This window comes from Pseudomonas thermotolerans DSM 14292, assembly GCF_000364625.1.
GTDB lineage: Bacteria > Pseudomonadota > Gammaproteobacteria > Pseudomonadales > Pseudomonadaceae > Aquipseudomonas > Aquipseudomonas thermotolerans.
In genome coordinates this window covers 11386-34542 of the sequence record NZ_KB822609.1, presented here as the reverse complement: position 1 = coordinate 34542, position 23157 = coordinate 11386, and the positions used below count along the sequence as shown (strand labels likewise).

The 23157-nt window shown below is 69.7% G+C and carries 24 protein-coding genes; 12 read left to right on the top strand and 12 right to left on the bottom strand.

The window, feature by feature from the left end:
- Window positions 1-40: 40 nt before the first annotated feature.
- The 3 genes from yfiB to yfiR are packed head-to-tail and all read right to left on the bottom strand — an operon-like array spanning window position 41 to window position 2357.
- On the bottom strand, window positions 41-526 hold the full coding sequence (gene yfiB, locus H165_RS0109980; protein WP_017938792.1) for an outer membrane lipoprotein YfiB: 486 nt from the start codon (window positions 524-526) through the stop codon (window positions 41-43).
- A complete protein-coding gene (dgcN, locus tag H165_RS18510; protein WP_017938791.1) occupies window positions 523-1806 on the bottom strand; it encodes a diguanylate cyclase DgcN/YfiN in 1284 nt (427 codons plus the stop codon). The genes yfiB and dgcN overlap by 4 nt, the downstream gene beginning before the upstream one ends.
- Window positions 1803-2357 carry a regulatory sequestration protein YfiR gene (gene yfiR / locus H165_RS0109970; RefSeq protein ID WP_017938790.1) on the bottom strand — a complete coding sequence of 185 codons (555 nt, stop codon included), beginning with the start codon at window positions 2355-2357 and terminating at the stop codon, window positions 1803-1805. The genes dgcN and yfiR overlap by 4 nt, the downstream gene beginning before the upstream one ends.
- Window positions 2358-3301: 944 nt before the next feature.
- Between yfiR and H165_RS0109965 the strand changes: the two genes are divergently transcribed.
- From H165_RS0109965 to H165_RS0109920, 10 genes are all read left to right on the top strand, one after another.
- Window positions 3302-3649, top strand: coding sequence for an ArsC family reductase (locus H165_RS0109965; RefSeq protein WP_017938789.1), 348 nt, complete (start codon window positions 3302-3304; stop codon window positions 3647-3649).
- Window positions 3650-3680: 31 nt separating this feature from the next.
- Window positions 3681-4715: a 2,3,4,5-tetrahydropyridine-2,6-dicarboxylate N-succinyltransferase gene (gene dapD, locus H165_RS0109960; RefSeq protein WP_017938788.1), complete on the top strand. Its 1035-nt coding sequence runs from the start codon at window positions 3681-3683 to the stop codon at window positions 4713-4715.
- A gap of 79 nt (window positions 4716-4794) precedes the next feature.
- Window positions 4795-6000 carry an aminotransferase class V-fold PLP-dependent enzyme gene (locus tag H165_RS0109955; RefSeq protein WP_017938787.1) on the top strand — a complete coding sequence of 402 codons (1206 nt, stop codon included), beginning with the start codon at window positions 4795-4797 and terminating at the stop codon, window positions 5998-6000.
- Complete coding sequence (locus H165_RS0109950) at window positions 5997-6422, top strand: SufE family protein (RefSeq protein WP_017938786.1); 426 nt, start codon at window positions 5997-5999, stop codon at window positions 6420-6422. Before H165_RS0109955 ends, H165_RS0109950 begins: the two co-directional genes overlap by 4 nt.
- An 88-nt stretch (window positions 6423-6510) precedes the next feature.
- Complete coding sequence (locus tag H165_RS0109945) at window positions 6511-7329, top strand: enoyl-CoA hydratase (protein ID WP_017938785.1); 819 nt, start codon at window positions 6511-6513, stop codon at window positions 7327-7329.
- A 66-nt stretch (window positions 7330-7395) separates the two neighbouring features.
- Window positions 7396-8499: an enoyl-CoA hydratase/isomerase family protein gene (locus tag H165_RS0109940; RefSeq protein ID WP_017938784.1), complete on the top strand. Its 1104-nt coding sequence runs from the start codon at window positions 7396-7398 to the stop codon at window positions 8497-8499.
- Between the two features lie 156 nt (window positions 8500-8655).
- Window positions 8656-9120 carry a hypothetical protein gene (locus H165_RS0109935; protein ID WP_017938783.1) on the top strand — a complete coding sequence of 155 codons (465 nt, stop codon included), beginning with the start codon at window positions 8656-8658 and terminating at the stop codon, window positions 9118-9120.
- Between the two features lie 46 nt (window positions 9121-9166).
- On the top strand, window positions 9167-9997 hold the full coding sequence (locus H165_RS0109930) for an SDR family oxidoreductase (RefSeq protein ID WP_017938782.1): 831 nt from the start codon (window positions 9167-9169) through the stop codon (window positions 9995-9997).
- A gap of 10 nt (window positions 9998-10007) precedes the next feature.
- A complete protein-coding gene (locus H165_RS0109925) occupies window positions 10008-10466 on the top strand; it encodes a pyrimidine dimer DNA glycosylase/endonuclease V (RefSeq protein WP_017938781.1) in 459 nt (152 codons plus the stop codon).
- On the top strand, window positions 10463-10822 hold the full coding sequence (locus H165_RS0109920) for a hypothetical protein (RefSeq protein WP_017938780.1): 360 nt from the start codon (window positions 10463-10465) through the stop codon (window positions 10820-10822). Before H165_RS0109925 ends, H165_RS0109920 begins: the two co-directional genes overlap by 4 nt.
- 15 nt (window positions 10823-10837) lie before the next feature.
- Here the strand turns inward: H165_RS0109920 and H165_RS0109915 are convergent, their stop codons facing one another.
- The 9 genes from H165_RS0109915 to H165_RS0109875 form a co-directional block, all read right to left on the bottom strand.
- Window positions 10838-11818, bottom strand: coding sequence for a Bug family tripartite tricarboxylate transporter substrate binding protein (locus tag H165_RS0109915; protein ID WP_017938779.1), 981 nt, complete (start codon window positions 11816-11818; stop codon window positions 10838-10840).
- Window positions 11819-11834: 16 nt separating this feature from the next.
- Window positions 11835-12812 carry a Bug family tripartite tricarboxylate transporter substrate binding protein gene (locus H165_RS0109910; RefSeq protein WP_026146524.1) on the bottom strand — a complete coding sequence of 326 codons (978 nt, stop codon included), beginning with the start codon at window positions 12810-12812 and terminating at the stop codon, window positions 11835-11837.
- 114 nt (window positions 12813-12926) lie between these two features.
- A complete protein-coding gene (locus H165_RS0109905; protein ID WP_017938777.1) occupies window positions 12927-14426 on the bottom strand; it encodes a tripartite tricarboxylate transporter permease in 1500 nt (499 codons plus the stop codon).
- A gap of 10 nt (window positions 14427-14436) precedes the next feature.
- Window positions 14437-14931, bottom strand: a complete 495-nt coding sequence (locus H165_RS0109900) for a tripartite tricarboxylate transporter TctB family protein (protein WP_017938776.1) — start codon at window positions 14929-14931, stop codon at window positions 14437-14439.
- Between the two features lie 247 nt (window positions 14932-15178).
- The gene (locus tag H165_RS0109895; protein ID WP_017938775.1) at window positions 15179-16354 is read right to left on the bottom strand and encodes an acyl-CoA dehydrogenase family protein; all 1176 of its coding nucleotides are present in this window, start codon (window positions 16352-16354) and stop codon (window positions 15179-15181) included.
- Complete coding sequence (locus H165_RS0109890) at window positions 16351-17430, bottom strand: LLM class flavin-dependent oxidoreductase (protein WP_017938774.1); 1080 nt, start codon at window positions 17428-17430, stop codon at window positions 16351-16353. The genes H165_RS0109895 and H165_RS0109890 overlap by 4 nt, the downstream gene beginning before the upstream one ends.
- A gap of 59 nt (window positions 17431-17489) precedes the next feature.
- Window positions 17490-18437, bottom strand: coding sequence for an ABC transporter substrate-binding protein (locus H165_RS0109885; RefSeq protein WP_017938773.1), 948 nt, complete (start codon window positions 18435-18437; stop codon window positions 17490-17492).
- A 17-nt stretch (window positions 18438-18454) separates the two neighbouring features.
- A complete protein-coding gene (locus tag H165_RS0109880; RefSeq protein WP_155943604.1) occupies window positions 18455-19519 on the bottom strand; it encodes an LLM class flavin-dependent oxidoreductase in 1065 nt (354 codons plus the stop codon).
- A 270-nt stretch (window positions 19520-19789) separates the two neighbouring features.
- Complete coding sequence (locus H165_RS0109875; RefSeq protein WP_017938771.1) at window positions 19790-20704, bottom strand: LysR family transcriptional regulator; 915 nt, start codon at window positions 20702-20704, stop codon at window positions 19790-19792.
- A 92-nt stretch (window positions 20705-20796) separates the two neighbouring features.
- Here H165_RS0109875 and H165_RS0109870 point away from each other — a divergent pair, with 92 nt between their 5' ends.
- Together H165_RS0109870 and H165_RS0109865 are read left to right on the top strand one after the other, a co-directional pair.
- Window positions 20797-21402, top strand: a complete 606-nt coding sequence (locus tag H165_RS0109870) for a cysteine dioxygenase family protein (RefSeq protein ID WP_017938770.1) — start codon at window positions 20797-20799, stop codon at window positions 21400-21402.
- Window positions 21399-22982, top strand: a complete 1584-nt coding sequence (locus H165_RS0109865) for a rhodanese-related sulfurtransferase (protein ID WP_017938769.1) — start codon at window positions 21399-21401, stop codon at window positions 22980-22982. Before H165_RS0109870 ends, H165_RS0109865 begins: the two co-directional genes overlap by 4 nt.
- Window positions 22983-23157 lie beyond the last annotated feature (175 nt).

Genomic DNA, 23157 nt, shown 5'->3' with positions numbered 1-23157 from the left:
CTGGCCGGTGGGGCGCCCGGCCGGTGGGCACCCCGCGAACTCACTCCACCGGCACGATGATCGCCACCCGGCGGTTCTCCATGCGCCCGGCGGCGGTGCTGTTGTCGGCCACCGGCTTGCTCATGCCGAGGCCGCGCACCTCCAGGTGCTCCGCCCGCATGCCGACGCCGACCAGCACGTCGGCCACCGCCTGGGCACGGCGCACCGAGAGCTGCCGGTTGTACTCGGGATCACCGTAGGAATCGGTATGCCCCTCCAGGCGCAGTTGATCCAGGCCCACCTCGTGCAAGGTGCGGCCGAGCCGCTCTATGGTCGCCCGGCTCTCCGGAAATATCTCGTCCTTGTTGTTGCCGAACAGCACCTTGCTGGACAGGCCGAACTCCCAGCCGTCGTCGGTCAGCCGGAAGCCCTCGCGCTTGAGCACGGCTATCTGCTCCGCGGTCAAGCCGGACGACGGCTGCGTCTGGCAGGCAACCAGGGCCACTGCCAACAGGACAAGGGTAAGCAGGCGGTTCGGCAGTTTCATGAAACTTCTCCCGTATCTCGAGTGGGGGCGGACAACAGGCTAGGCTGCGCCAAGTGCCAGGTCCCCCGCTGCTGGCGCTTGGCGTGGTACATGGCCAGGTCGGCGCTGTGCAGCAGCGCTTCCGGACCGTCGCCATGCTCGGGAAAGAGGGCAATGCCGATGGTCAGCGAGGTATGTACCTGGCTGCCGTCCGGCAGCGGAATCGCCACCTCCATGCTGGCGATGATGTCCTCGGCGATGCGCACCGCATCCTCGGCGCAACCGATCGGCGCCAGCAGCACCGCGAACTCGTCGCCGCCCAGGCGCGCCACCAGATCGCTCTCGCGCAGCTGGCCGCGAATGCGCGCGGCGACGTTGACCAGCACCGCGTCGCCGGCCGCGTGGCCGAGCTTGTCGTTGATTTCCTTGAAGCGGTCGCTGTCGATGAACATCAGCGCCACCTGCTCGCCACGCGCCGCGGCATCGCGCAGCACGCGGCTCAGGCGGCCCTCGAAGAAGGCGCGGTTGGGCAGACGGGTCAGGCTGTCGTGGCTGGCCTGGTGGGCCAGGACGGCATTTTCCTGCTCCAGGTGGACCTGCCAGGCATTCAGCTCGTCGAGCAGGGCGTTGAAGTCCTCGCTCAACTCGTTGAGCTCGACGATATGGGCCGGCGGCACCCGCTGGGCGAAGTCGCGGTCGCGACGGATGGCATGGGCAACGCTCGCCAGGCGGTCGAGGGGACCAAGCACCCTGGCCACCATGTGCCGCGACAGGTAGAGCGCGCCCAGCGCGGACAGCGCCAGGCCGAGGAAGACACCCGCGAGCGCGGCGAGCAGGTAGAGCAGCAGGTTGCCGCCATAGCCGGCCACCCACACCTCGCCGAGGTACCGTCCGTCGCGGAGGATCGGCTGGGAGATCCCATCGCCGAGTAGCCAGACGCTCAGCCGTCGCTCCACACCGACCATAGGCCCTCCGGCACGCTGGTAGACGGCCAGCAACCGACCTCGGGCGTCGTGCACCGCGGCCTCGGCCACCTCCTCTTCGACCGCGATGGCGCGCAGGGCCTCCTCGGCAGCGACCGGGTCGTCGAATACCACGGCGGCTTCCACCGTGTAGGTCATGGAGCGGGCGATCAGGTGTAGGTTGTGCTCGGCGTATGCGCGCAGGGTGAGCAGGCCGACCACGGTCACCGCCAGGCCAGCCATGCACACCGCGCCGAGCGCCACCAGCAGGTTGGCGCGGTAGAACACTCGGCGCAACGAGGGGCGCCGCACCTGGGCACCGGATGGCTGCGGCTTCATGGCGCGCTCCCCCGTCGGCCCAGCTTGAGGACGTTGGGATGCACGCGCACGCCGCTGCGCGCCACCGAGTCGAGGTTGACAGCGAAGCCCACCCGGGGGCCGCCGGTCTTCAGGCAGAACATGGTGCCCACGCTGCACTCGGGGTCGTGCTCGCTGATCGACAGTACCGCCTGGCCGGCGATCCGGGTGAACAGCCCGCGGTGCTCCGCTTCGCTGAGCACTCCCAGGTAGAGCGCCTGGCAATCACTGACCAGGCGAGGATCGTCGAGAGCCAGACGACGCGCCTGCACAGGCAGGCCGTCGGACTGCACCGCCCCCTGCAGGAGGCCGTCAGCGTATTCGGTGGGACCAACCACGCAGAGCTGCAGCACCTCGACGGGCTGCGGCCAGCGCGCGAAGCTGAGGATGCCCAGCACCACCTGGCTGACCGCCGCGGTCTGCTGGTCCAGCGGCAGGTGCGCCTCCTCGGCCCGTAGCGGCAGAGCGATGCCGATAATAAGCAGGAGGCAGACGAAACAGCGCCACAGCGAGACCAGAAGAAAAGGAATCAAGGAAAGGCTCCGAAGGATTTCGTCTGCTCTGCGAAGGGTTCCGGCAGAGTTTAAAGAATATGATTCGTCCCGCGATACCCTTGACGCCGGTAGGCTCCATCTCCGTGCATCTCCCACCGGACGAGAGGTTACCGGAAGTCCTGCGGCACTCTTCGTTGTGCCCACCGCCCACGCGTCCAGCTCCGCGCCAGCTGCAAAACGATTCGCAGCGGCTTTACTCAAGCATCGTACTGCCCGCCGGCTCCACGCGAAAAGCGACCTCCCGATGACAGCCATTCCGACTTCGGCCGACAAGCCGGACAGCGCCCAGGTCCTGCTGGCGATCGCCACCCGGCGGTGGTCGTCCAGCACATCCCGCTGTTCCGCGAAGGCGCCTGGGGCGTAGACATCTTCTTCATGATCAGCGGCTTCATCCATGGCCTTGGTCACCGAGCGCTCCCCCGGCAATTCTTCATCCGGCGCCTCATTCGCATCGTGCCGCTGCACTGGCCGGGTACCTTCGGGGGGCAGCGTGGCCCTGCTCGTGGGGCGGGTCAAGCTGGGCTCGCTGCTGCACTTCAAATCGGTGGTGCTGGATTTCTATACCGACGACATCCTTCCCGACTTATCCCGACTTAGTCTTCGACATGGCCTGCTACGTCCTCTACGCCCATGGCGCCGCCCGACGCGACGGAGGACTGGCGCCCCTGCCCCTGGCTCTCTGCGGGTAGCGATCGGCATCTACCGGCTCATGGAGCTGCCGCTGACCGGGTGGCTCAAGCAGTGCCAGCTGGCGCCGCTGGGCCGTCCCGGTGCCGGCGCTGCCCGGGGAAAGCGAGCACGACGCCCCCTGAGACTCTCGGGAAAGGTGCGCCACGAGGGCGCACGCAGGAGCGACCGGGAAGCAGCACGACATGGCATAATCGCCGCCCAGACTCAGGGTTGCCCCTTTCTCGAGGAGACCGATGACCTACACCCTTTATGGCATCAAGGCCTGCGACACCATGAAGAAGGCCCGCGCCTGGCTCGACGAGCATCAGGTGGAGTACCGCTTCCACGACTACAAGAGCGCCGGCATCGACCGCGACAGTCTGCGCAGGTGGTGTGCCGAGCATGGCTGGCAGACCATCCTGAACCGCGCCGGTACCACCTTCCGCAAGCTGGACGAGGCCCAGAAGGCCGATCTCGACGAAGCCAAGGCCATCGAGCTGATGCTCGCCCAGCCGTCGATGATCAAGCGTCCGGTGCTCGACCTCGGCGAGCGTACCCTAGTCGGCTTCAAGCCCGAACTCTACGCTGCCGCCCTGGCCTGACCATCCCCATTCGTTACAAGGAACCCCGCTCATGACCACCTCCCTGTTCAGCATCGCCTTCGGCGTCGGCACTCAGAACCGCCAGGGCAACTGGCTGGAAGTCTTCTATGCTCGGCCCCTGCTTGCCCCTTCCACCGAACTGGTCGCCAAGGTCAGTGAAGTCCTCGGCTACACCGGCGGCAACCAGGCCATCGCCATCAGCAACAACCAGGCCGCCAAGCTGGCCGACGCCCTGAAGGGCGTGGACGCCGCGCAGTCCGCCCTGCTCACCCGCCTGGCCGAGAGCCACCGGCCGCTGGTCGCCACCCTGCTGGCCGAGGACGCCGCGCTGAGCTCCACCCCGGAGGCCTACCTCAAGCTGCACCTGCTCTCCCACCGCTTGGTCAAGCCGCACGGCGTCAACCTGACCGGCATCTTCCCTCTGCTGCCCAACGTGGCCTGGACCAACCAGGGCGCCATCGACCTGGCCGAGCTGGCCGAGCGCCAGCTGGAAGCGCGCCTGAAGGGCGAGCTGCTGGAGGTCATCTCGGTGGACAAGTTCCCGAAGATGACCGACTACGTGGTGCCGAGCGGCGTACGCATCGCCGACACCGCCCGGGTGCGCCTGGGGGCCTACATCGGCGAAGGCACCACCGTGATGCACGAGGGCTTCGTCAACTTCAACGCCGGCACCGAAGGCCCGGGCATGATCGAAGGCCGCGTTTCCGCCGGCGTGTTCGTCGGCAAGGGCTCCGACCTGGGCGGCGGCTGCTCGACCATGGGCACCCTGTCCGGCGGCGGCAACATCGTCATCTCCGTGGGCGAAGGCTGCCTGATCGGCGCCAACGCCGGCATCGGCATCCCGCTGGGCGACCGCTGTACCGTGGAAGCCGGCCTGTACGTCACCGCCGGCACCAAGGTGGCTCTGCTCGACGACCAGAACAACCTGGTCAAGGTGGTCAAGGGCCGCGATCTGGCCGGCCAGTCCGACCTGCTGTTCCGCCGCAACTCGCAGACTGGCGCAGTGGAGTGCAAGACCAACCGCACCGCGATCGAACTGAACGAAGCCCTGCACGCCCACAACTGATCCGGCAGAGACGCGCTGCAAGCCCTAAGCTGCTGGCACCAGCCCTGGCGCTTGGTCTTGCAGCTCGAGGCTTGTACCCATGACCCTGTCCTCTCCCTGGCGCGGCGACTTTCCCGGCATCCTGGCCCTCGAGAAGGAAGGCCAGACCTACCTGGACAGCGCCGCCACCAGCCAGAAACCCCAGGCGCTGACCGCCGCCCTCACCGACTACTACGCCCGCGGCACGGCCAACGTGCACCGCGCCCAGCACCTGCCCGCCGAGCGCGCCACCCGCGCCTTCGAAGCGAGCCGGGCGAAGGTCGCGCACTGGCTGAACGCCGACTCGCCGGGGCAGATCATCTTCACCCGCGGCTGCACCGAGGCCATCAACCTGCTGGCCTATGCCCTGGAGGAGCAGTTCCACCCCGGCGACCAGTTGGTGATCGGTGCCGCCGAACACCACGCCAACCTGCTGCCCTGGCAGCAGCTGGCCCTGCGTCGCGGCCTGGAACTGGTGGTGCTGCCGCTGGACGCGGACGGTGCCATCGACCTCACCGAGGCGGCCCGATTGATCGGCCCGCAGTGCCGGCTGCTGGCCATCGGCCAACTGTCCAACGTTCTCGGCCGCTGGCAGCCGCTGGCCGAGCTGCTCGCTCTGGCCCGCGCCCGCGGCGCCCTGACCGTGGTCGACGGCGCCCAGGGCGCGGTCCATGCGCGCCCCGACGTGCAGGCCCTGGACTGCGACTTCTACGCCTTCTCCGCGCACAAGCTGTACGGCCCGGAAGGGGTCGGCGTGCTCTATGGCCGCGCGGAAGCCCTGCAGCGCCTCGAGCACTGGCAGTTCGGCGGCGAGATGGTGCAGGTGGCCGACTACCGCAGCGCCACCTTCCGCCCGCCGCCCCTGGGCTTCGAGGCCGGCACCCCGGCGATCGGCGCGGTGATCGCCCTGGGCAGCACGCTCGATTACCTGCTGGGTCTGGATGCCGAGGCCGTGGCCCGCCACGAGGCGGCGCTACATGCCCGGCTGCTGGAAGGCCTGCGCCAGCGCGACGGCCTGCGCGTGCTCGGCGCGCCCGAGGTGGCTCTGGCCAGCTTCGTGGTCGAGGGTGTGCACAACGCCGACCTCGCCCAGCTGCTCGGCGAGCAGGGCATCGCGGTGCGCGCCGGCCACCACTGCGCCATGCCGCTGTACGCCTCCCTAGGCCTCGGCGGCGCAGTGCGGGTGTCCCTCGGCCTGTACAACGACGGCGCGGACCTGGAGCGCTTCTTCGCCGCCCTGGACCGCGCCCTGGAGCTGCTGCGATGAACGACCAGACGCCGCACCTGCCGCCCCGCGCCTGCGAGGCCTTGGCGGCCTTCGCCCAATGCCCCGGCTGGGAACAGCGCGTGCGCCTGCTGATTCAGTGGGGCGAGCGCCTGGAGCCGCTGGACGAGGCGGAGCGCTGCGCGGCCAACCTGGTGCACGGCTGCGAGAGCCGGGTCTGGCTGGTCGCGGAAACCCGCGACGGCCGCCGGCACTTCCGTGCCAGCAGCGAGGCGCGCCTGCTGCGCGGGCTGCTGGCGGTGCTGCTGGCCCGGGTCGACGGCCTGGAGCCCGGCGAACTGCAGCGCATCGACCTGGCCGATTGGTTCGCCCGCCTGGGCCTGGCCCGGCATCTTTCCCCGTCGCGCAGCAACGGCCTGAACGCCGTGCTGCAGCGCATGGGCGAGCTGTCCGCCGGAGGCTGAGACGCGTCCTAGACATCCGCGCGGGACTTCCGGCGCCAACTGTTGTAAATCTGTAGCCAGACAACAACAGCAAGAAATGGAGCCCGGCATGAGTCACGCCGTCGAACCCTACAAACCCGGCCTGCTCGACGTCACCCACAAGCTGACCGTGGAGAAGCATGGCCACACCGCCCTGCTGACCATCAACCACCCGCCCGCCAACACCTGGGACCGCGACTCGCTGATCGGTCTCAAGCTGGTGGTCGAGCACCTCAACCGCGACGACGATATCTACGCCCTGGTGATCACCGGCCAAGGCAGCAAGTTCTTCAGCGCCGGCGCCGATCTCAACCTCTTCGCCGACGGCGACAAGGCCCGTGCCCGCGAGCTGGCGCGGCGCTTCGGCGAGGCCTTCGAGACCCTGCGCGACTTCCGCGGCGTGTCCATCGCCGCGATCAACGGCTACGCCATGGGCGGCGGCCTGGAGTGCGCCTTGGCCTGCGACATCCGCATCGCCGAGCGCCACGCGCAGATGGCCCTGCCGGAAGCCGCGGTGGGCCTGCTGCCCTGCGCCGGCGGCACCCAGGCGCTGCCCTGGCTGGTCGGCGAAGGCTGGGCCAAGCGCATGATCCTCTGCGGCGAGCGGGTGGATGCCGACACCGCGCTGCGCATCGGCCTGGTCGAGCAGGTGGTGGACAGCGGCGAGGCTCGCGACCACGCCCTACTGCTAGCGGCCAGGGTGGGCCGCCAGAGCCCGGTGGCGGTACGCACCATCAAGCCGCTGATCCAGGGCGCCCGCGAGCGCGGCCCGAACAGCTGGCTGCCCGAGGAGCGCGAGCGCTTCGTCGACCTGTTCGACGCCGAGGATACCCGCGAGGGGGTTAACGCCTTCCTGGAAAAACGCGAGCCCCGTTGGCGCAACAAGTGAACCCAGGCCCCGGGTGCGCAGGGCCGACCTGCCGCCCGGCACCGGAAGCTGGAGGCTGCTGTTTCCATGAACGTGATTTTCCAAGAACTGCCCGGTCTGCACGGCGCACGCATCGGCATCGCCACCTTGGATGCCGAGCGCAGCCTGAATGCTCTGTCGCTGCCGATGATCGAGGCACTGAGCCACCAACTGCGCGCCTGGCAGGACGATCCGGCGATCGCCTGCGTGCTGCTGCGCGGCAACGGGCCCAAGGCGTTCTGCGCCGGCGGCGACGTTGTCAGGCTGGTCGAGGCCTGCCGCGCCCACCCCGGTGAGGTACCGCCGCTGGCGGCGCGCTTCTTCGCCGACGAGTACCGCCTCGACTACCTCATCCACCGTTACCCCAAGCCGCTGATCTGCTGGGCCCACGGCTACGTGATGGGCGGCGGCATGGGCCTGATGCAGGGCGCGGCGATCCGCATCGTCACCAGCAACACCCGCCTGGCCATGCCGGAAATCAGCATCGGCCTGTACCCGGACGTCGGCGGCAGTTGGTTCCTCAACCGCCTGCCCGGCAGGCTCGGCCTGTTCCTCAGCCTGACCGCCACCCAGATCAACGCCCGCGACGCCCTGGAGCTGGGCCTCGCCGACCGTTTCCTGCTCGGCGACCACCAGGAGGAGCTGATCCACGGCCTGCAGCGCCTCAACTGGCAGGAACAGCCGGCCCGGCAGCTGAACAGCCTGCTCCAGGCCCTGGAGCGCCAGGCCGTGCCGGAGCGCCCGGACTCCCAGCTGCTGCCGCGCCGCGAGTACCTCGACCACCTGCTCGACGTGGCCGACCTGCCCGGCGCCTGGCGGGCGATCACCAGCCTGCGCGAGGATCCCGATCCCTTCCTGGTCAAGGCCGGCGAAACCCTGGCCAACGGCTGCCCGCTCACCGCCCACCTGGTTTGGGAGCAGCTGCGCCGCGCCCGCTACCTGTCCCTCGCCGAGGTGTTCCGCATGGAATACACCATGAGCCTGAACTGCTGCCGCCACCCGGAATTCCCGGAGGGCGTGCGCGCCCGGCTGATCGACAAGGACAATGCTCCTCGCTGGCACTGGCCAGACGTGGAGAGCCTCCCCGAGGCGGTGATCGAGGCGCACTTCCAGCCCACCTGGAGTGGCCCGCACCCGCTGGCGGATCTGTAACAAGGATCAGGAGCGACGCGCTTGCCTCTCCCACAGGGAGAGGCAAGGGTGAGGGCTCCCACTTCCTTTCCACCGCCCTCCCCCACTAGGATGAGCCCTCCCCTGGCAGGAGGCCCTTCCCATGTTGCATTCCCCATCCCTCGCAGGTCGCCCGGCATGCTGATCGGCATCCTGCTCGTACTCACCTGGCTGGTGCTGCTGATCCGCTACCCTACCAAGGCCCTGCCGGTGTCGGCGGCGGCGCTGCTCGGCCTGCTGCTGGTCGGCGCCTGGACCTACTGGGACGACCTGCGCGAGCAGCGCAACCTGGCCCGCCTGGAACTGCGCCTGAGCCACGCCCCCGACAGCTGCCCAGCGGACCGCCCGCTGGCCATGGAGCTGAAGAACGGTAGCCAGCTGCCGCTGGTCGAGCTGCGCTTCGAGATTGCCGCCTACCGCCCGGGGGACACCGTCAACCTGGTGCAGAATCTCTACGACGCCCCGCGCTACCGCGGCCCCGGCGAGCTGCTGCCGGGCGACAGCTGGCGCGACTGCCTGCCGCTGCCGGCGCTGCGCCCCGGCTATCGCGCCGCCACCCTGGAATTCCGCGCCGAACGCCTGCAGGGCCGTTTCGCGGACTGAACCTCTCCGTCGCCCCAGTACAGAACGATCGACAAGGAGTCACACCATGAGCCAAGCCAGCGTCCTGATCACCGGCTGCTCCAGCGGCATCGGCCGCGCCCTGGCCGAGGCATTCCAGGCCACCGGCTACCGGGTCTGGGCCACCGCCCGCAAGGCGGCGGACGTCGCCGCCCTGGAAGCCGCCGGCTTCGTCGGCGTGCAGCTGGACGTCACCGACGGCGCGGCGGTCGCCGCCCTGGGCGAGCGCCTGGCACGGGAAACCGAGGGTCTCGACGTGCTGGTCAACAACGCCGGCTATGGCGCCATGGGCCCCCTGCTGGACGGCGGCAGCGAGGCCTTGCGCCGGCAATTCGAAACCAACCTGTTCGCCGTGCTGGAGGTCACCCGCGCGCTCTTCCCGGCGCTGCGCCGCAGGCGCGGCCTGGTGGTCAACATCGGCAGCGTCTCCGGCGTGCTGGTCACCCCCTTCGCCGGTGCCTACTGTGCCTCCAAGGCGGCGGTGCACGCCCTCTCCGACGCCCTGCGCCTGGAGCTGGCACCATTCGGCATCCGCGTCATGGAAGTGCAGCCGGGAGCCATCGCCTCCCACTTCGGCAGCCACGCCAGTCGCGAGGCCGAACAACTGCTGCGCGAGGACTCGCCCTGGTGGCCGTTCCGCGACGGCATCCTGGCCCGCGCCCGGGCCTCCCAGGACAGGCCCACCCCGGCCGAGGAGTTCGCCCACGGCCTGCTCGCCGCAGCACGCAAGCCCAATCCGCCGCGCCTGCTGCGCCTCGGCAACGGCAGCCACAGCCTGCCGCTGCTCGCCAGCCTGCTGCCCAAGGCCCTGCTGGAGCGGGTGCTGATCAGGCGCTTCGGCCTCGACCGCCGCCTCTGAAGGAATCGCCATGCGCCTCTGGTCCCTGCACCCCGCCTACCTCGATCCGCCGGGCCTGGTCGCCCTGTGGCGCGAGGCGTTGCTCGCCCAGGCCGTGCTGCGCGGGGAAACCCGAGGCTATCGCAACCATCCGCAGCTGGAGCGCTTCCGCCAGCATCCTCAGGCGCTCTCCGCCATCGCCCACTACCTGCTCGCCGTGCACGCTGAGGCGGTAAGCCGCGGCTACCGCTTCGACGGAGCGAAGATCGCCACGCCCGGACCGGCAGTAGTGCTGCCGGTTTCCAGCGGTCAGATCGCCTACGAATGGCAGCACCTGATGGCCAAGCTGGCGCGGCGCAGCCCGGCGCTCCACGCCAAGTGGCAGGCTACCGGCGAGCCCCACCTGCATCCGCTGTTCGAACTGCGCCCGGGGCCCGTCGAGCCCTGGGAGCGCCCGCTGCGCCGCACCACCCCGGAGGCCCGGGAATGATCCGCTACTACGCTCTGGCCGGGATCGCCGGCGTGGTGCTGCTCAACCTGCTGCTGCGCGGCTTCGTGCGGGTCGGCGGGATCTTCGCCACCCTGCTCGTCGCCCTGCTGGTCGCGGCAGCCCTGGCACTGGCCTTCCGCTGGCGGGAGGGGCGCCCGCCGTCGGCCGCCGAGCGCTGGCGGCTGACCGCCCTGTATGGCGCCGGCCTGGGGCTGCTCTATCTGGGCCTGCTGGGGATGATGTACCTGCAGGATGCCCCCGGCGCCATGGGCACCGCGCTGTTCTTCCTGCACTACCTGCTCTATCCCCTGGGCCTGTGGCTGACCCTGTCGCCCCGGCTCTTCGGCCGGGGCTGAGGCAGGCCTCCTGCTTCAGTCGATCCGTACGTCGGCAGCCCGGGCCACCTCGCCCCAGCGCTTCAGGTCGGCACGGATCAGCTCGGCGAACGCCTCGGGCGTGCCGTACTCCGGGGTAATTCCGCTCTGTCCGAAGCGCTCGGCGGTCTGCGCGTCCTTGGCGATTCGACCGATCTCCGCGTTCAACCGCTCGACGATGGCCCTGGGCGTCCGGGCCGGCACCACGATGCCGAACCAGCCGGCGTTCTCCAGCTCAGGCAGGCCCACCTCGGCGGCGGTCGGCACCTCCGGCAGCAGCGGCGAGCGCTGCGCGCTGGTCAGCGCCAGCCCGCGCACCTTTCCGGCCTGGATCTGCGGGGCGAGGATGGTCAGGGTATCCACCGCCACGTCCACCTCGCCACCGAGCAGCGCGGTGATCGCCGGTGCGCTGCCCTTGTAGGGTACGTGCAGAAGGTCGATGCCGGCCAGACGCTTGAACAGCTCGCCGCTCAGGTGGCAGAGGGTGCCATTGCCGCAGGAGGAATAGCTGATCGCTCCGGGACGCGCCCTGGCGTCGGCGACCAGCTCCTCCAGGCTGGTCGCCTCGAGGTTGCCGTTCACCGCAATCACGTTGGGAATCGAGGCCACCACCGAAACCGGGGCGAAGGACGTCTGCGGGTCGTAGCGCAGGTTGTCGGCCAGGTTGGGCAGCACGGTGAGCTGCCCGGCGGTGGCCAGGGACAGCGTATAGCCGTCAGGGGCAGCCTTGGCGGCGGCCTCGGCGGCGATGGCGGTACCGGCGCCCGGCCTGTTGTCCACCACCACCGGCTGGCCGAGGGCCTTGGACAACTGGTCGGCGTAGTAGCGGCCGACGGTGTCGGCCCCGCCACCCGGCGGGAAGGGCACGATCAGGGTCAGGGGCTTGCTCGGCCACTCGGCCGCCCAGACCGCGCCAGAGGCCAGCAGCAGAGCGCCGAGGCTCAGGCGGCGCAACAGGATGCGAAGGGAAATGCGCATGTTCGGTCTCCCGGAATCAGTCGAAAGTGATGTGGGACTTGGCGACGACTTCGGCGTACTTGGCCGAGTCGCTGCGCACCTGTTCGGCGAAGGCTTCGGGCGTGGACGGCCAGGCCACCAGGCCCTGGGCGGCCAGCTTTTCCTGCACCGCCGGCGAAGCGGCGGCCTTGGCGATCTCGACATTGAGCCGCTCGATGATCGCCTGCGGGGTGGCCGCCGGAGCGCTCAGGCCGAACCAGGAGGTGACCTCGAAGCCCGGGTAGCCAAGCTCGGCCACGGTGGGCACATCAGGCAGCAGCGGCGAGCGTTGGCGGGAGGCGATGGCCAGGCCCTTGAGCTTTCCGGCCTGGATCTGCGGGGCGAGGATGGTCAGGGAGTCCACCGCCACGTCCACGCTGCCACCGAGCACCGCCGTGACGGCCGGGGCGCTGCCCTTGAAGGGCACGTGCAGCAGGTCGGCACCGGATGTCAGGCGGAAGTACTCGCCGGCCAGATGGATGATGGTGCCGCTGCCGCTGGAGGAGTAGGACAGCTCGCCCGGCCTGCTCCTGGCCAGCTCGACCAGTTCCGTCAGGCTCTGCGCCGGCACCTGTCGGTTGGCGGCGAACACCACGCTGGTGTAGGCCAGCAGGGAGATCGGCGCGAAGCTCTTCTCCGGGTCGAACTTGAGCCGCTGGACGATATGCGGCAGCACGGTGAGCTGGCCGGTGGGGACCAATGCCAGGGTGTGGCCGTCGGCCGGGGCGGCGGCCACGTACTCGGCGGCAATGGCGGTGCCGGCGCCCGGCCGGTTGTCCACCAGCACGCTCTGGCCGAGGGCTCCGCTTAGCGCGTCGGCATAGATGCGCGCCACGGTGTCGGCAGCGCCGCCCGGCGGATAGGGCACGACTATCTTCACCGGCTGGCTGGGCCATTCGGCAGCGCCGGCGAGCAGCGAGGCGCACAGGGCGGTCAGCCCGAGCAGGCGTCGCAAGGCGGTTTTCGTTGTTGTCATGGTTGGCTTCCTTGTGGTTCACGAGGGCAGAGAAGAACCCTGACAGTCGTGAGCGGAGCCGTTGGCGGCGCCGTGGTCGACGAACGTCCAGGTCGATGAAGGCGGCCGTAGCGTTCAGTCCTCGCTGAACGCCGCCTGCCGGGTGGCGCGCAGGCGCGGCAGACAGAGGATCAGGACCAGGCCGAGGGTCAGCAGCAGCGTCAGACTCAGCGGCCGGGTGACGAACACGCTGGGGTCGCCGCGTGACAGCAGCATGGCGCGGCGCAGGTGCTCCTCCATCAGCGGGCCGAGGATGAAGCCGAGCAGCAGCGGCGCCGGTTCGCAGCGCAGCTTGATCAGCAGGTAGCCGAGCAGGCCGAAGAGGACCGTCAGCAGCACGTCGAACAGGCTATTGTTGACGCTGTACACGCCGATGCAGCAGAACAGCAGGATCGCCGGGTAGAGCAGCCGGTAGGGCACCGCCAGCAGCCTCACCCAGATCCCCACCAGCGGCAGGTTGAGCAACAGCAACAGCACGTTGCCCACCCACATGCTGACGATCAGCCCCCAGAACAGCTCGGGCCGCTCGCCCATCACCTGCGGGCCGGGGACGATGCCGTGGATCATCATGGCGCCGACCATCAGCGCCATCACCGCGTTGGACGGCAGGCCCATGACCAGCAGCGGGATGAAGGAGGTCTGCGCCCCGGCGTTGTTGGCCGCCTCGGGCCCGGCCACTCCTTCGATGGCGCCCTGGCCGAAGCGCTCCGGGTCCCTGGCCAGGCGCTTCTCCACCAGGTAGGAGGCGAAGGAGCTGAGCATCGCTCCGCCGCCGGGCAGGATGCCGAGCAGCGAGCCCAGGCCGGCGCCGCGCAGTACCGGCTTCCAGGCGCGCCTGTAGTCGTCGCGGGTCGGCAGCAGGCGTCCCAGCTGGCGGGACAGCGGCGAGCGCGACTCGTCGCGCTCCAGGTTGGCGATGATCTCGCCGATGCCGAAGATGCCCATGGAAATGACCACGAAGCTGATGCCGTCGGCCAGCTGCGGCAGGCCGAAGGTGAAGCGCTCCTCGCCGGAGTTGACGTCCACCCCCACCAGTCCCAGCAGCAGGCCGAGCAGCGCCATGGCCAGGGCCTTGAGCAGATCGCCCTGGGCCAGCACCACGGCGGCCACCAGGCCAAGCAGCATCAGCGAGAAGTAGTCCGCCGGGCCGAAGCTCAGGGCGAACTCGGCCAGTGGCGTGGAGGCCGCGGCCACCAGCAGGATGGCCAGGCTGCCAGCCACGAAGGAGCCGATCGCGGCGATCCCCAAGGCCACTCCGGCGCGGCCCTGGCGGGCCATGGCGTGGCCGTCCAGGCAGGTCACCACCGAGGAGGACTCCCCCGGCAGGTTGACCAGGATGGCGGTGGTCGAGCCGCCGTACTGGGCGCCGTAGTAGATGCCGGCGAGCATGATCAGCGCTTCCGCGGGGGACAGTCCGTAAGTGATCGGCAGCAGCATGGCAATGGTCGCCACCGGCCCCAGCCCTGGCAGCACGCCAACCAGGGTGCCGAGAGTCACGCCGATCAGGCAGTACAGCAGGTTGCTCCAGGTCAGCGCGGCCTCGAAGCCGACGGCGAGATTGGCCCACAGGTCCATGGCGACGTCCTCAACCCGGCAGCACGGGCAGCTGCAGGCCCAGTCCCCAGGCGAACACCAGCCCCCCGAAGCAGGCCAGGACCACACCCAGGCCGGCCAGCTCGGCGAAGCGCACCTGACGGTGGGCCAGGCCGCAGAGCAGGGTCAGCACCAGGGTCGCCAGCAGCAGGCCCAGGTCGGACACCAGCAGGGCGAAGGCCACCACTCCGGCGGCCACGCAGAGTGCCGGGCGCAGGGCGAAGGCCGGCCCCTCGGCGCGGCGTTCGACACGTCCGAACGACAGGCTGCGCAGCAGCACCACAGCGCCAAGCAGCCCCAGCAGCGTGCTGACCAGCAGCGGGAAGTAGCCGCTGCCCATGCGCATGGCGCTGCCCAGCGGGTAGGTGGCGGAAATGGCGCCCGCGGCCAGGGCGAAGGCGATGAACAGGGCGCCGGCGAGGGCGTCGCGCGGCTCGCGGATCTGCAGACCGCCGCGGGCGGTCCGGGAAGTTGCAACGGCTGACATGCTCGTCTCCGAGGCCCCGAAGCGGAGCCGGTTGTCACAGTCGTGAAACCTGCTCCGCCGGTGCGGTCGCAGACCGATTCGTCGTTCACCCCTCGCCTGCTCGCCGGCAGGGGGGGAGAGAAGCGGGCAATGCCCCGCTCCCTGACCGCTCCCCGGAGGAGAGCGGGGAAAAATCATCCCGGCAGCGCCACTTCGCTCCCCTCTCCCGCCTCGCGGAAGAGGGCCCGGGGGTGAGGGCGCCGCAGGTTCAGTCCTGCAGCGTCTCGAAGGCCAGCCGGCCGGCCAGTACCAGCGCGCTGTCACGCTGCGGGGTATGCACCCGGCCGCAGAGCACGTTGCGGTAGTGGCGCTGCAGCGGGTGGTCCAGGGACAGGCCGTGGTTGCCGGTCAGCTCCAGGGCCTTCTCCACCACGGCCACCGCGTTCTCGGTGACCGCGACCTTGATCAGTCCGGCTTCCTGGCTGCTCAGCGGCTGGCTGGCGAGCACGTCCAGCTGCAGGCGGTTGGCCAGCAACCAGCCCTCGATCTGCCCGACCGCCTCCTGCACCCTGGGCAGGCTGGACAGCGGCGCGCCCAGACTGCCCGGGATGCGCTCGGCCAGCCACTGCACCAGCCAGTCGCGGGCAGCCTGGGCCACGCCGTCGTAGAGGGCGCCAAGCAGCACCGCGGTGGAACGGTTGAAGTCGGCCTGCGCCGGGGCGTTGAGCGGCGGCGGACGGTCCGCCGGGTAGACGTCCACGGCATGCTCCCGGGGCAGGCGCACGTTCTCGAAGATCACCTCGTGGCTGCCGGTGGCGCGCATGCCCAGGTGGTTCCAGCTCTCGACGACGCGGATGCCGGGGGCGTCGCGATGCACCAGCCAGGTGCCGACCAACGGTACCGGATCGTCGCTGCGCGCCCATACCGCCAGCCAGGTCAGCCCCGGAATGCCGGTGGTGTACAGCTTGTGGCCGTCGAGCAGCCAGCCGTCGGCCTGGCGCCTGGCGACGGTTTGCGGCAGGCCGCCGCGGGCCGGCGAGCCGAGCTCCGGCTCCACGCGCAGGCTGTTGATCAGCGCGCCCTCCTCCACCGCCTCACGGATCACCCGGCGCTTCAGAGCCTCCGGCCAGTTGGGATTGGCGGCCAGGCGCCGGTGGTAGAGATACTGCATGCACAGCACCAGTGCGGTGGACGGCTCGCCCTTGGCCACCGCGCCGATCACCCGGCGCAGCTCCCCCAGGTCGGCGCCACCGCCACCGGCCTTGCGCTCGCAGGCCAGGCCGAGCAGGCCGTGGCGGTGCAGCAAGGCCAGGTTGGCGTGCGGGAAGGCGCCGTCTCGGTCGTAGCGCTCCGCGTCCGCGGCGAGGCTGCGGGTCAGCTCTGCGAGAAAGGCCTCGTCGAGCACCGGCGTGGCGTCCGGCACGGCCAGGCTGATGGCGGTCATGCGGCGCGCGCCTCGCGTTCGGCCACCTTGGCTCGGGTGAGCGGCAACAGCTCGCGGCCGTAGTCGATGGCGTCGTTCAGCGGGTCGAAGCCGCGGATCAGGAAGTTGCGCACCCCCAGGTCGTAGTAGTCGAGCAGAGCATCGGCGACCTGCTCCGGGGTACCGACCAGCGCGGTGGAGTTGTAGGCGCCGCCGACCAGCTTGCTGATTCCGGTCCACAGCCGGGTATCCACCCGCTCGCCCTGCTCGGCCAGCTCGCGCAGGCGCTGGGCGCCGACGCTATCCGGCTTGGCCGTGAACACCCAGCCGCTTTCCGCCATGCGCTGGCGGGCCTGCTCCAGGATGGCCTCGGCCTTGGCCCAGGCCTTCTCCTCGGTTTCGGCGATGATCGGCCGGAAGGACACGCTGAAGCCGATCTGCCGGCCATGCCGGGCGGCCTCGGCACGGACCTTCTCGATGGTCTCGCGGGTCTGCGCCAGGGATTCGCCCCACAGGGCGAAGACGTCGGCGTGCCGGCCGGCGACGCGGATCGCCGCCGGCGAGGAACCGCCGAAGTACACCGGCAGGTGCGGCTGCTGCACCGGCTTGAGCGCCGAGAAGGCCGCCTCGGCACGGAAGAACTCGCCCTGGTGGTCGAACGGCCGGGCCGAGGTCCAGACCTGCTTGACCACGTCGAGGAACTCCTCGGTGCGCGCGTAGCGCTGGTCGTGATCGAGGTAGTCACCGTCCTTGCGCTGCTCGGCGTCGCTGCCGCCGCTGATGATGTGCACGGCGAGACGACCGTCGAGCAGGTTCTCCAGGGTCGCCAGCTTGCGCGCGGCCAGGGTCGGGGCGACGAAGCCGGGGCGGTGGGCGAGCAGGAAGTTGATCCGCGAGGTGGACAACCCGGCCAGTGCGGTGACCAGGAAGCCGTCCGGCTGATCCGACCAGTAGCCGACCAGGATGCGGTCGAAGCCGGCGGCCTCGTGGGCCTGGGCGCTGCGCACGATGTAGTCCTTGTCGAACACCGGTGCCGTCGGAGCGATGATTTCCGAACCGAGGCGATGGCCGATCATGCCGATGAATTGAATGCTCATGGTTGCGAATTCCCTGCTTCTTGTTGGGGATGACGACTGGGTCAAGGCCCCGGCCGTGGTCAGTCGGCGTAGGCCGGCGCGAAGGAGGTGTCGATGATCTGGCTGGTGTCGAAGCGCTCGGCCAGGGCGCCGGTCTCGACCAGGAAGTCGGCGGTCTCCTGGTAGTCGCGGGCGGCCTGCTCGTCCACCGGGCCGATGGTCATGTTGGCCTGGCCGATCCAGTGGCGGGACACCGCCTGGTCGAGATTGGCCTTCTTCGCCCAGAGGTCGGCGTAGGTTTCCTTGTTGGCCTCCACCCAGGCACGGGCCTTCTTCAGGCGGCCGAGGAAGTCGGCGATGGCTGCACGCTTCGGCTCGATGGCCTGGGCGTTGGCGGCGATGCTGGAGAGCCCCGGCATCAGATCGCGGGCGGTGATGATCGGCCTGGCGCCGGAGAACACCACCTGCTGGGAGATGTACGGCTCCCATACCGGGAAGGCGTCGATGCTGCCGCGTGGGAAGGCGGCGGCGGCGTCGATCGGCATCAGCTTGACGAACTCCACGTAGTCGCTGGGCAGGCCCGCCTTCTCCAGGGCGCGCAGGGTCAGCTGCTGGCTCCAGGCACCCGGCCAGTAGGCGACCTTCTTGCCCTTGAGGTCCTTGATGCTCTTCGCCGGGGAGTCCTTGGGCACCAGCAAGGCGATGGTGTCCGGGTTCTGCCGGGACACGCCGATCAGCTTCACCGGCGCGCCCTTGGCGGCCAGGAACAGGAAGCCGGAGTCGCCCAGGAAGCCCAGGTCCAGGGCGCCCACCTCGAGGCCCTCGGCCACCGGCGCGGCGGACTGGAAGTGCTTCCACTCCACCTGGTAGGGCGCGCCTTCCAGCACCCCGGAGGCTTCCACCGAGGCGCGCACGTTGTAGTAGTTCTGGTCGCCGATGCGCAGCACCAGGGAGTCGGCGGCCTGGCTGAGCGGTGCGGCGATGGCGAGGGCCGCGAGGCTGCGGCGGAACAGGCGAAGCAGGTTCATCGATGGTCTCCAGAGGCTCAGCCGGCCTTGCGGCGTTGCAGGGCGGCAATGTGTTCACGGATCGCCGGGATCAGGCCCCGGCCGTAGAGTCGGGCGTCGTCCAGCGGGTCGAAGCCGCGGATCAGGAAGGTATCGGCACCCTGCTGCCAGTAGCGGCCGAGGGCCTCGGCTACCTGCTCGGGGGTGCCCACCAGGGCGGTTGAGTTCCATTGCGCGCCGGTCAGCCGGGCTACGCCGGTCCACAGCCGCTCGTCCAGCACCTCGCCGCGCCGGGCGGCGGCCAGCAGGCGCTGCGAGCCGGCGTTGGCCGGGGCGTGATCGCTGATCGGCAGGCCGAGGCGCAGACGGTTCTCGCGGACCCGTTCGAGGATCTCCGCGGCGCGCTTCCAGGCCGCCTCCTCGGTGTCGGCGACGATCGGCCGGAAGGACACCGAGATCCGCGGTCTGCGCCCCAGAGCCGCGGCGGCCCGGCGCACGCGCTGCACCTGCTCGGCGAAGTCGGCCAGCGGCTCGCCCCAGAGCATGTAGGTGTCGGCATGCCGCGCCGCCACCTGGATGGCCGCCGGCGAGGAACCGCTGAAGTAGATGGGGATGTGCGGCTTCTGGCGGGGGCGCACGTTGGGCAACGCGCCCTTGAAGCGGTAGAAGCGTCCCTCGTGGTCCACCGGCCGCTCGGCGGTCCAGATCGACTTCAGGATGCTCAGGTACTCGTCGGTGCGCGCGTAGCGCTGGTCATGGTCGAGGAAGTCGCCGTCGCGCTGCTGGTCGATGTCGCTGCCGCCGCTGATCACGTTGAGGGCCAGGCGGCCGTCGCTGAACTGGTCGAGGGTGGCCAGCTGGCGGGCGGCCAACGGCGGGGCGATCACTCCGGGGCGGTAGGCGAGCAGGATGCCCAGGCGACTGGTCGCCGCGGCGATGAAGGAACTGACCACCGCGCCCTCGGCGCCATTGGAGAAGTAGCCCACCAGCGCACGGTCGAAGCCAGCCTGCTCGTGTGCCTGGGCGAACTCGCGGACGAACTCGGCGTCCACGGCCTCGCCCAGCGGCTGGTCCACCTCGGCGCTCGGCGTGGCCGTGATCATGCCCAAGATTTCCAGGCTCATGTCCTGCGATCCTCTGTCGGTTATACCGGAGGCACGCAGCAGATTGCTTTTTGATTATAAGAAAGCGCTACGTGCCTAACGAATACTTATAAGGCTATCGACAAGTTTCACAGGATGGAAATTCAATTTAGGCATAAGCTAATATGCATAATACGCATCAATGAAATTCTCCATATTGCGCAATACGCATATTCAGGAAAGCTGGACATGCCCCGGACGCAGCGCCGCCCCGCGCCCGGGCGGAGTGGCTCAGGCCGCCGGCACGGTCGGCGGGGTGCCGCCCAGGCGCCGGGTGATCACCTCGCCGACCAGATCCACGGCGCCCTGCAGGTTGCCGACGAAGGCGGCGCGCACCAGCCAGAGGTCGATCACCGGTTTGAAGTCGGTGACGTTGAGCACCTCCAGGCGCTCGCGGTGACGGCTACCCCCCAGCAGCGGCAGCGGGACCAGGCCGAGGCCCATGCCGTTGGCCACCAGGCCGAGCTGCAGGTCGGTGCCGAAGATCTCCAGGTTCACCGCCAGGTTCAGGCCCTGCTCGGCGAGGGCACGTTGCAGGCCGGCGCGGAAGCCGCAACCGTCCGGATTGAGGATCCAGCCATGCTGCTGGCACTCGGCGAGGCGGTAGTGCTTCCTGCTGGCGAAGCCGCGCGGCGCCACCACCACCAGATTCATGCGCGCCAGGGACTGGCCGACCAGCCCCTCGGGGAACACCTTGCCGGCCGGGAACAGCGCCGCCACGGCATCCAGCTCGCCGCTCTCCAGGCGCTTGAGCAAGCCGCTGCCCCAGCCGCTGGAGACCTGCACGTGCAGCTCCGGGTAGGTTTCCTGCAGGCGCTGCAGGGCCTCCAGCAGCAGGGTGTCGCCCACCGTTTGCGGCACGCCGAGACGCAGGGCGCCGGAGGGCACGGCGTCGCTCGCCACCAACTCGCGCAGCGCGTCTATCTCGCGCAGCACCACGCGGCACTGCTCGTAGACCCGCAGGCCGATGGGCGTCGGCTTGAGCGGCTTGGTGTGGCGGTCCAGCAGCTCGACGCCCAGAGCCTCCTCGAAGTTCTGCAGACGCCGGGTGACCGCCGACTGAGTGAGCTGCAGGGCTTCCGCGGCCTGGCTCAGCGACTGCAGGCGGACGACCGCGGCGAAGGCGGCCATGTCATCGATCTTCATTCTTTATTCGCATATTAGCTTATGAATAAATTGCATTTTTGTAATTATAGCCGGATTGCTACCTTAGCGCCGACCGTCACTGGAACCCCGTCATGAACGCCCAACCCAACCTCAAGCGCCTGCGCACCTTCATCGCCGAGCTCGCCACACTGCTCGACGCCAAGCCCGACGAGCCGACCATCCTGGCGCGCGGCGGCGACCTGCTGCGCCAGCTGGTCAGCCACGACGACTGGCTGCCCGCGGAATTCGCCCAGCCGGACCCCGAACGCTACCGCCAGTACCTGCTGCACGCCGACTCGCGGCAGCGCTTCTCCATCGTCAGCTTCGTCTGGGGCCCGGGGCAGAGCACCCCGGTGCACGATCACCGGGTCTGGGGGCTGATCGGCATGCTGCGTGGCGCCGAATACTCGCAGAACTACGCCATCGGCACTGACGGCCGCCTGGTCGCCCAGGGCGAGGCGGTGCGCCTGGAGCCCGGCCAGGTGGAAGCGGTGTCGCCGCGCATCGGCGACATCCATAAGGTCAGCAACGCCTTCGCCGACCGCGCCTCCATCAGCATCCACGTCTATGGCGCCAACATCGGCGCGGTACGCCGTGCGGTGTTCCTCGAGGACGGCAGCGAGAAACCGTTCATCTCCGGCTATTCCAACATCTATCTGCCCAATATCTGGGACCTTTCCAAAGAGAACCTTGCATGAGCCGAATCACCACCCGCAGCTTCCACGACATCCGCCAGGCCCTGCTCGACCGCCGTGAAGTGGCCCTGCTCGACGTGCGCGAAGAGGCACCTTTCGCCGAAGCCCATCCGCTGTTTGCCGCCAACATCCCGCTGTCCAAGCTGGAGCTGGAGATCTACGCCCGGGTGCCGCGCCGCGATACGCCGATCACTGTCTATGACGACGGCGAGGGGCTGGCCCAGGTGGCCGCAGAACGCCTGCTGGGCCTCGGCTACAGCGACGTGGCCCTGCTCGACGGCGGCCTGGCCGGCTGGCGCGATGCCGGTGGCGAGCTGTTCCGCGACGTCAACGTGCCCAGCAAGGCGTTCGGCGAGCTGGTGGAAAGCCGCCGCCACACCCCCTCGCTGTCCGCCGAGGAGGTCAAGGCCCTACTCGATGCCAAGGCCGACGTGGTGGTCCTCGACGCCCGCCGCTTCGACGAATACCAGACCATGAGCATCCCCACCGGGATCAGCGTGCCGGGCGCCGAGCTGGTGCTGCGCGTCCGCGAGCTGGCACCGAATCCCCAGACCCGGGTGATCGTCAACTGCGCCGGACGCACCCGCAGCATCATCGGTACCCAGTCGCTGATCAACGCCGGCCTGCCCAACCCGGTGGCGGCGCTGCGCAACGGCACCATCGGCTGGACCCTGGCCGGCCAGCAGCTGGAGCACGGCCAGTCGCGGCGCTTCGGCGAAGTCAGCGAGGCCAACCGCCAGTTGGCCGCCCAGTCTGCCCGCGCGGTGGCCGACCAGGCCGGCGTCGGCCGCGCCAGGCTGGCCGACCTCAAGCGCTGGCAGGCGGAAGCCGGGCGCACCACCTACCTGTTCGACGTGCGCACCCCGGAGGAATACGAGGCCGGCCACCTGCCCGGCGCGCGTTCCACCCCCGGCGGCCAGTTGGTCCAGGAGACCGACCACTACGCCAGCGTGCGCGGTGCCCGGGTGGTGCTGGCCGACGACGACGGCGTGCGCGCCAACATGAGCGCCTCCTGGCTGGCGCAGATGGGCTGGGAAGTGTTCGTGCTGGACGACCTGAGCGCCGCCGACTTCACCGAGCAGGGCGCCTGGAAGGCCCCGCTGCCGCCGCTGCCGCAGCCCGCGGCGATCGACCCGCAGACCCTCAGCGCCTGGCTGGCCGAGGGCGACACCCTGGTGCTGGACTTCACCGCCAGCGCCAACCACGTCGCTCGACACATCCCCGGCGCTTGGTGGGCGCTGCGCTCGCAGCTGCCCCAGGCCCTGGAGCGCCTGCCAGTGGCCGGCCGCTACGTGCTCACCTGCGGCAGCAGCCTACTGGCGCGCTTCGTGGTGGATGAACTGAAGATCCTGACCGGCAAGCCGGTGTACCTGCTGGAAGGCGGCACCACGGCCTGGGTGGCCGCCGGCCTGCCCACGGAAAGCGGCGAGGCCCGCCTGGCGGTGCCGCGCACCGACCGCTACCGCCGCCCCTACGAGGGTACCGACAACCCGCGCGAAGCCATGCAGGGCTACCTCGACTGGGAGTTCGGCCTGATCGAGCAGCTCGGCCGCGACGGCACCCACGGCTTCTTCGTGATCTGACCCGCCCGGGCGCCGGTCTCCCGGCGCCCTGCCCCGGCATCGATCGGCGCCTTTCCTCCCGAAACGACCGCTCATCCCCCGCCGCCCACCGCCAGTGAACTCCCCCGGCCACCTGCGGTCTGTCCTCCGTCGGCCGCCCGGGCGGACGACATGGCCCTTCGCCATGCCGACTCCG

Excerpts from the sequence above, each read along its gene's own strand:
- yfiB (WP_017938792.1), bottom strand. The coding sequence starts at position 526 with ATGAAACTGCCGAACCGCCTGCTTACCCTTGTCCTGTTGGCAGTGGCC.
- dgcN (WP_017938791.1), bottom strand. The coding sequence starts at position 1,806 with ATGAAGCCGCAGCCATCCGGTGCCCAGGTGCGGCGCCCCTCGTTGCGC.
- H165_RS0109965 (WP_017938789.1), top strand. The coding sequence starts at position 3,302 with ATGACCTACACCCTTTATGGCATCAAGGCCTGCGACACCATGAAGAAG.
- dapD (WP_017938788.1), top strand. The coding sequence starts at position 3,681 with ATGACCACCTCCCTGTTCAGCATCGCCTTCGGCGTCGGCACTCAGAAC.
- H165_RS0109955 (WP_017938787.1), top strand. The coding sequence starts at position 4,795 with ATGACCCTGTCCTCTCCCTGGCGCGGCGACTTTCCCGGCATCCTGGCC.
- H165_RS0109950 (WP_017938786.1), top strand. The coding sequence starts at position 5,997 with ATGAACGACCAGACGCCGCACCTGCCGCCCCGCGCCTGCGAGGCCTTG.
- H165_RS0109945 (WP_017938785.1), top strand. The coding sequence starts at position 6,511 with ATGAGTCACGCCGTCGAACCCTACAAACCCGGCCTGCTCGACGTCACC.
- H165_RS0109940 (WP_017938784.1), top strand. The coding sequence starts at position 7,396 with ATGAACGTGATTTTCCAAGAACTGCCCGGTCTGCACGGCGCACGCATC.
- H165_RS0109935 (WP_017938783.1), top strand. The coding sequence starts at position 8,656 with ATGCTGATCGGCATCCTGCTCGTACTCACCTGGCTGGTGCTGCTGATC.
- H165_RS0109930 (WP_017938782.1), top strand. The coding sequence starts at position 9,167 with ATGAGCCAAGCCAGCGTCCTGATCACCGGCTGCTCCAGCGGCATCGGC.
- H165_RS0109925 (WP_017938781.1), top strand. The coding sequence starts at position 10,008 with ATGCGCCTCTGGTCCCTGCACCCCGCCTACCTCGATCCGCCGGGCCTG.
- H165_RS0109920 (WP_017938780.1), top strand. The coding sequence starts at position 10,463 with ATGATCCGCTACTACGCTCTGGCCGGGATCGCCGGCGTGGTGCTGCTC.
- H165_RS0109915 (WP_017938779.1), bottom strand. The coding sequence starts at position 11,818 with ATGCGCATTTCCCTTCGCATCCTGTTGCGCCGCCTGAGCCTCGGCGCT.
- H165_RS0109910 (WP_026146524.1), bottom strand. The coding sequence starts at position 12,812 with ATGACAACAACGAAAACCGCCTTGCGACGCCTGCTCGGGCTGACCGCC.
- H165_RS0109905 (WP_017938777.1), bottom strand. The coding sequence starts at position 14,426 with ATGGACCTGTGGGCCAATCTCGCCGTCGGCTTCGAGGCCGCGCTGACC.
- H165_RS0109900 (WP_017938776.1), bottom strand. The coding sequence starts at position 14,931 with ATGTCAGCCGTTGCAACTTCCCGGACCGCCCGCGGCGGTCTGCAGATC.
- H165_RS0109895 (WP_017938775.1), bottom strand. The coding sequence starts at position 16,354 with ATGACCGCCATCAGCCTGGCCGTGCCGGACGCCACGCCGGTGCTCGAC.
- H165_RS0109890 (WP_017938774.1), bottom strand. The coding sequence starts at position 17,430 with ATGAGCATTCAATTCATCGGCATGATCGGCCATCGCCTCGGTTCGGAA.
- H165_RS0109885 (WP_017938773.1), bottom strand. The coding sequence starts at position 18,437 with ATGAACCTGCTTCGCCTGTTCCGCCGCAGCCTCGCGGCCCTCGCCATC.
- H165_RS0109880 (WP_155943604.1), bottom strand. The coding sequence starts at position 19,519 with ATGATCACGGCCACGCCGAGCGCCGAGGTGGACCAGCCGCTGGGCGAG.
- H165_RS0109875 (WP_017938771.1), bottom strand. The coding sequence starts at position 20,704 with ATGAAGATCGATGACATGGCCGCCTTCGCCGCGGTCGTCCGCCTGCAG.
- H165_RS0109870 (WP_017938770.1), top strand. The coding sequence starts at position 20,797 with ATGAACGCCCAACCCAACCTCAAGCGCCTGCGCACCTTCATCGCCGAG.
- H165_RS0109865 (WP_017938769.1), top strand. The coding sequence starts at position 21,399 with ATGAGCCGAATCACCACCCGCAGCTTCCACGACATCCGCCAGGCCCTG.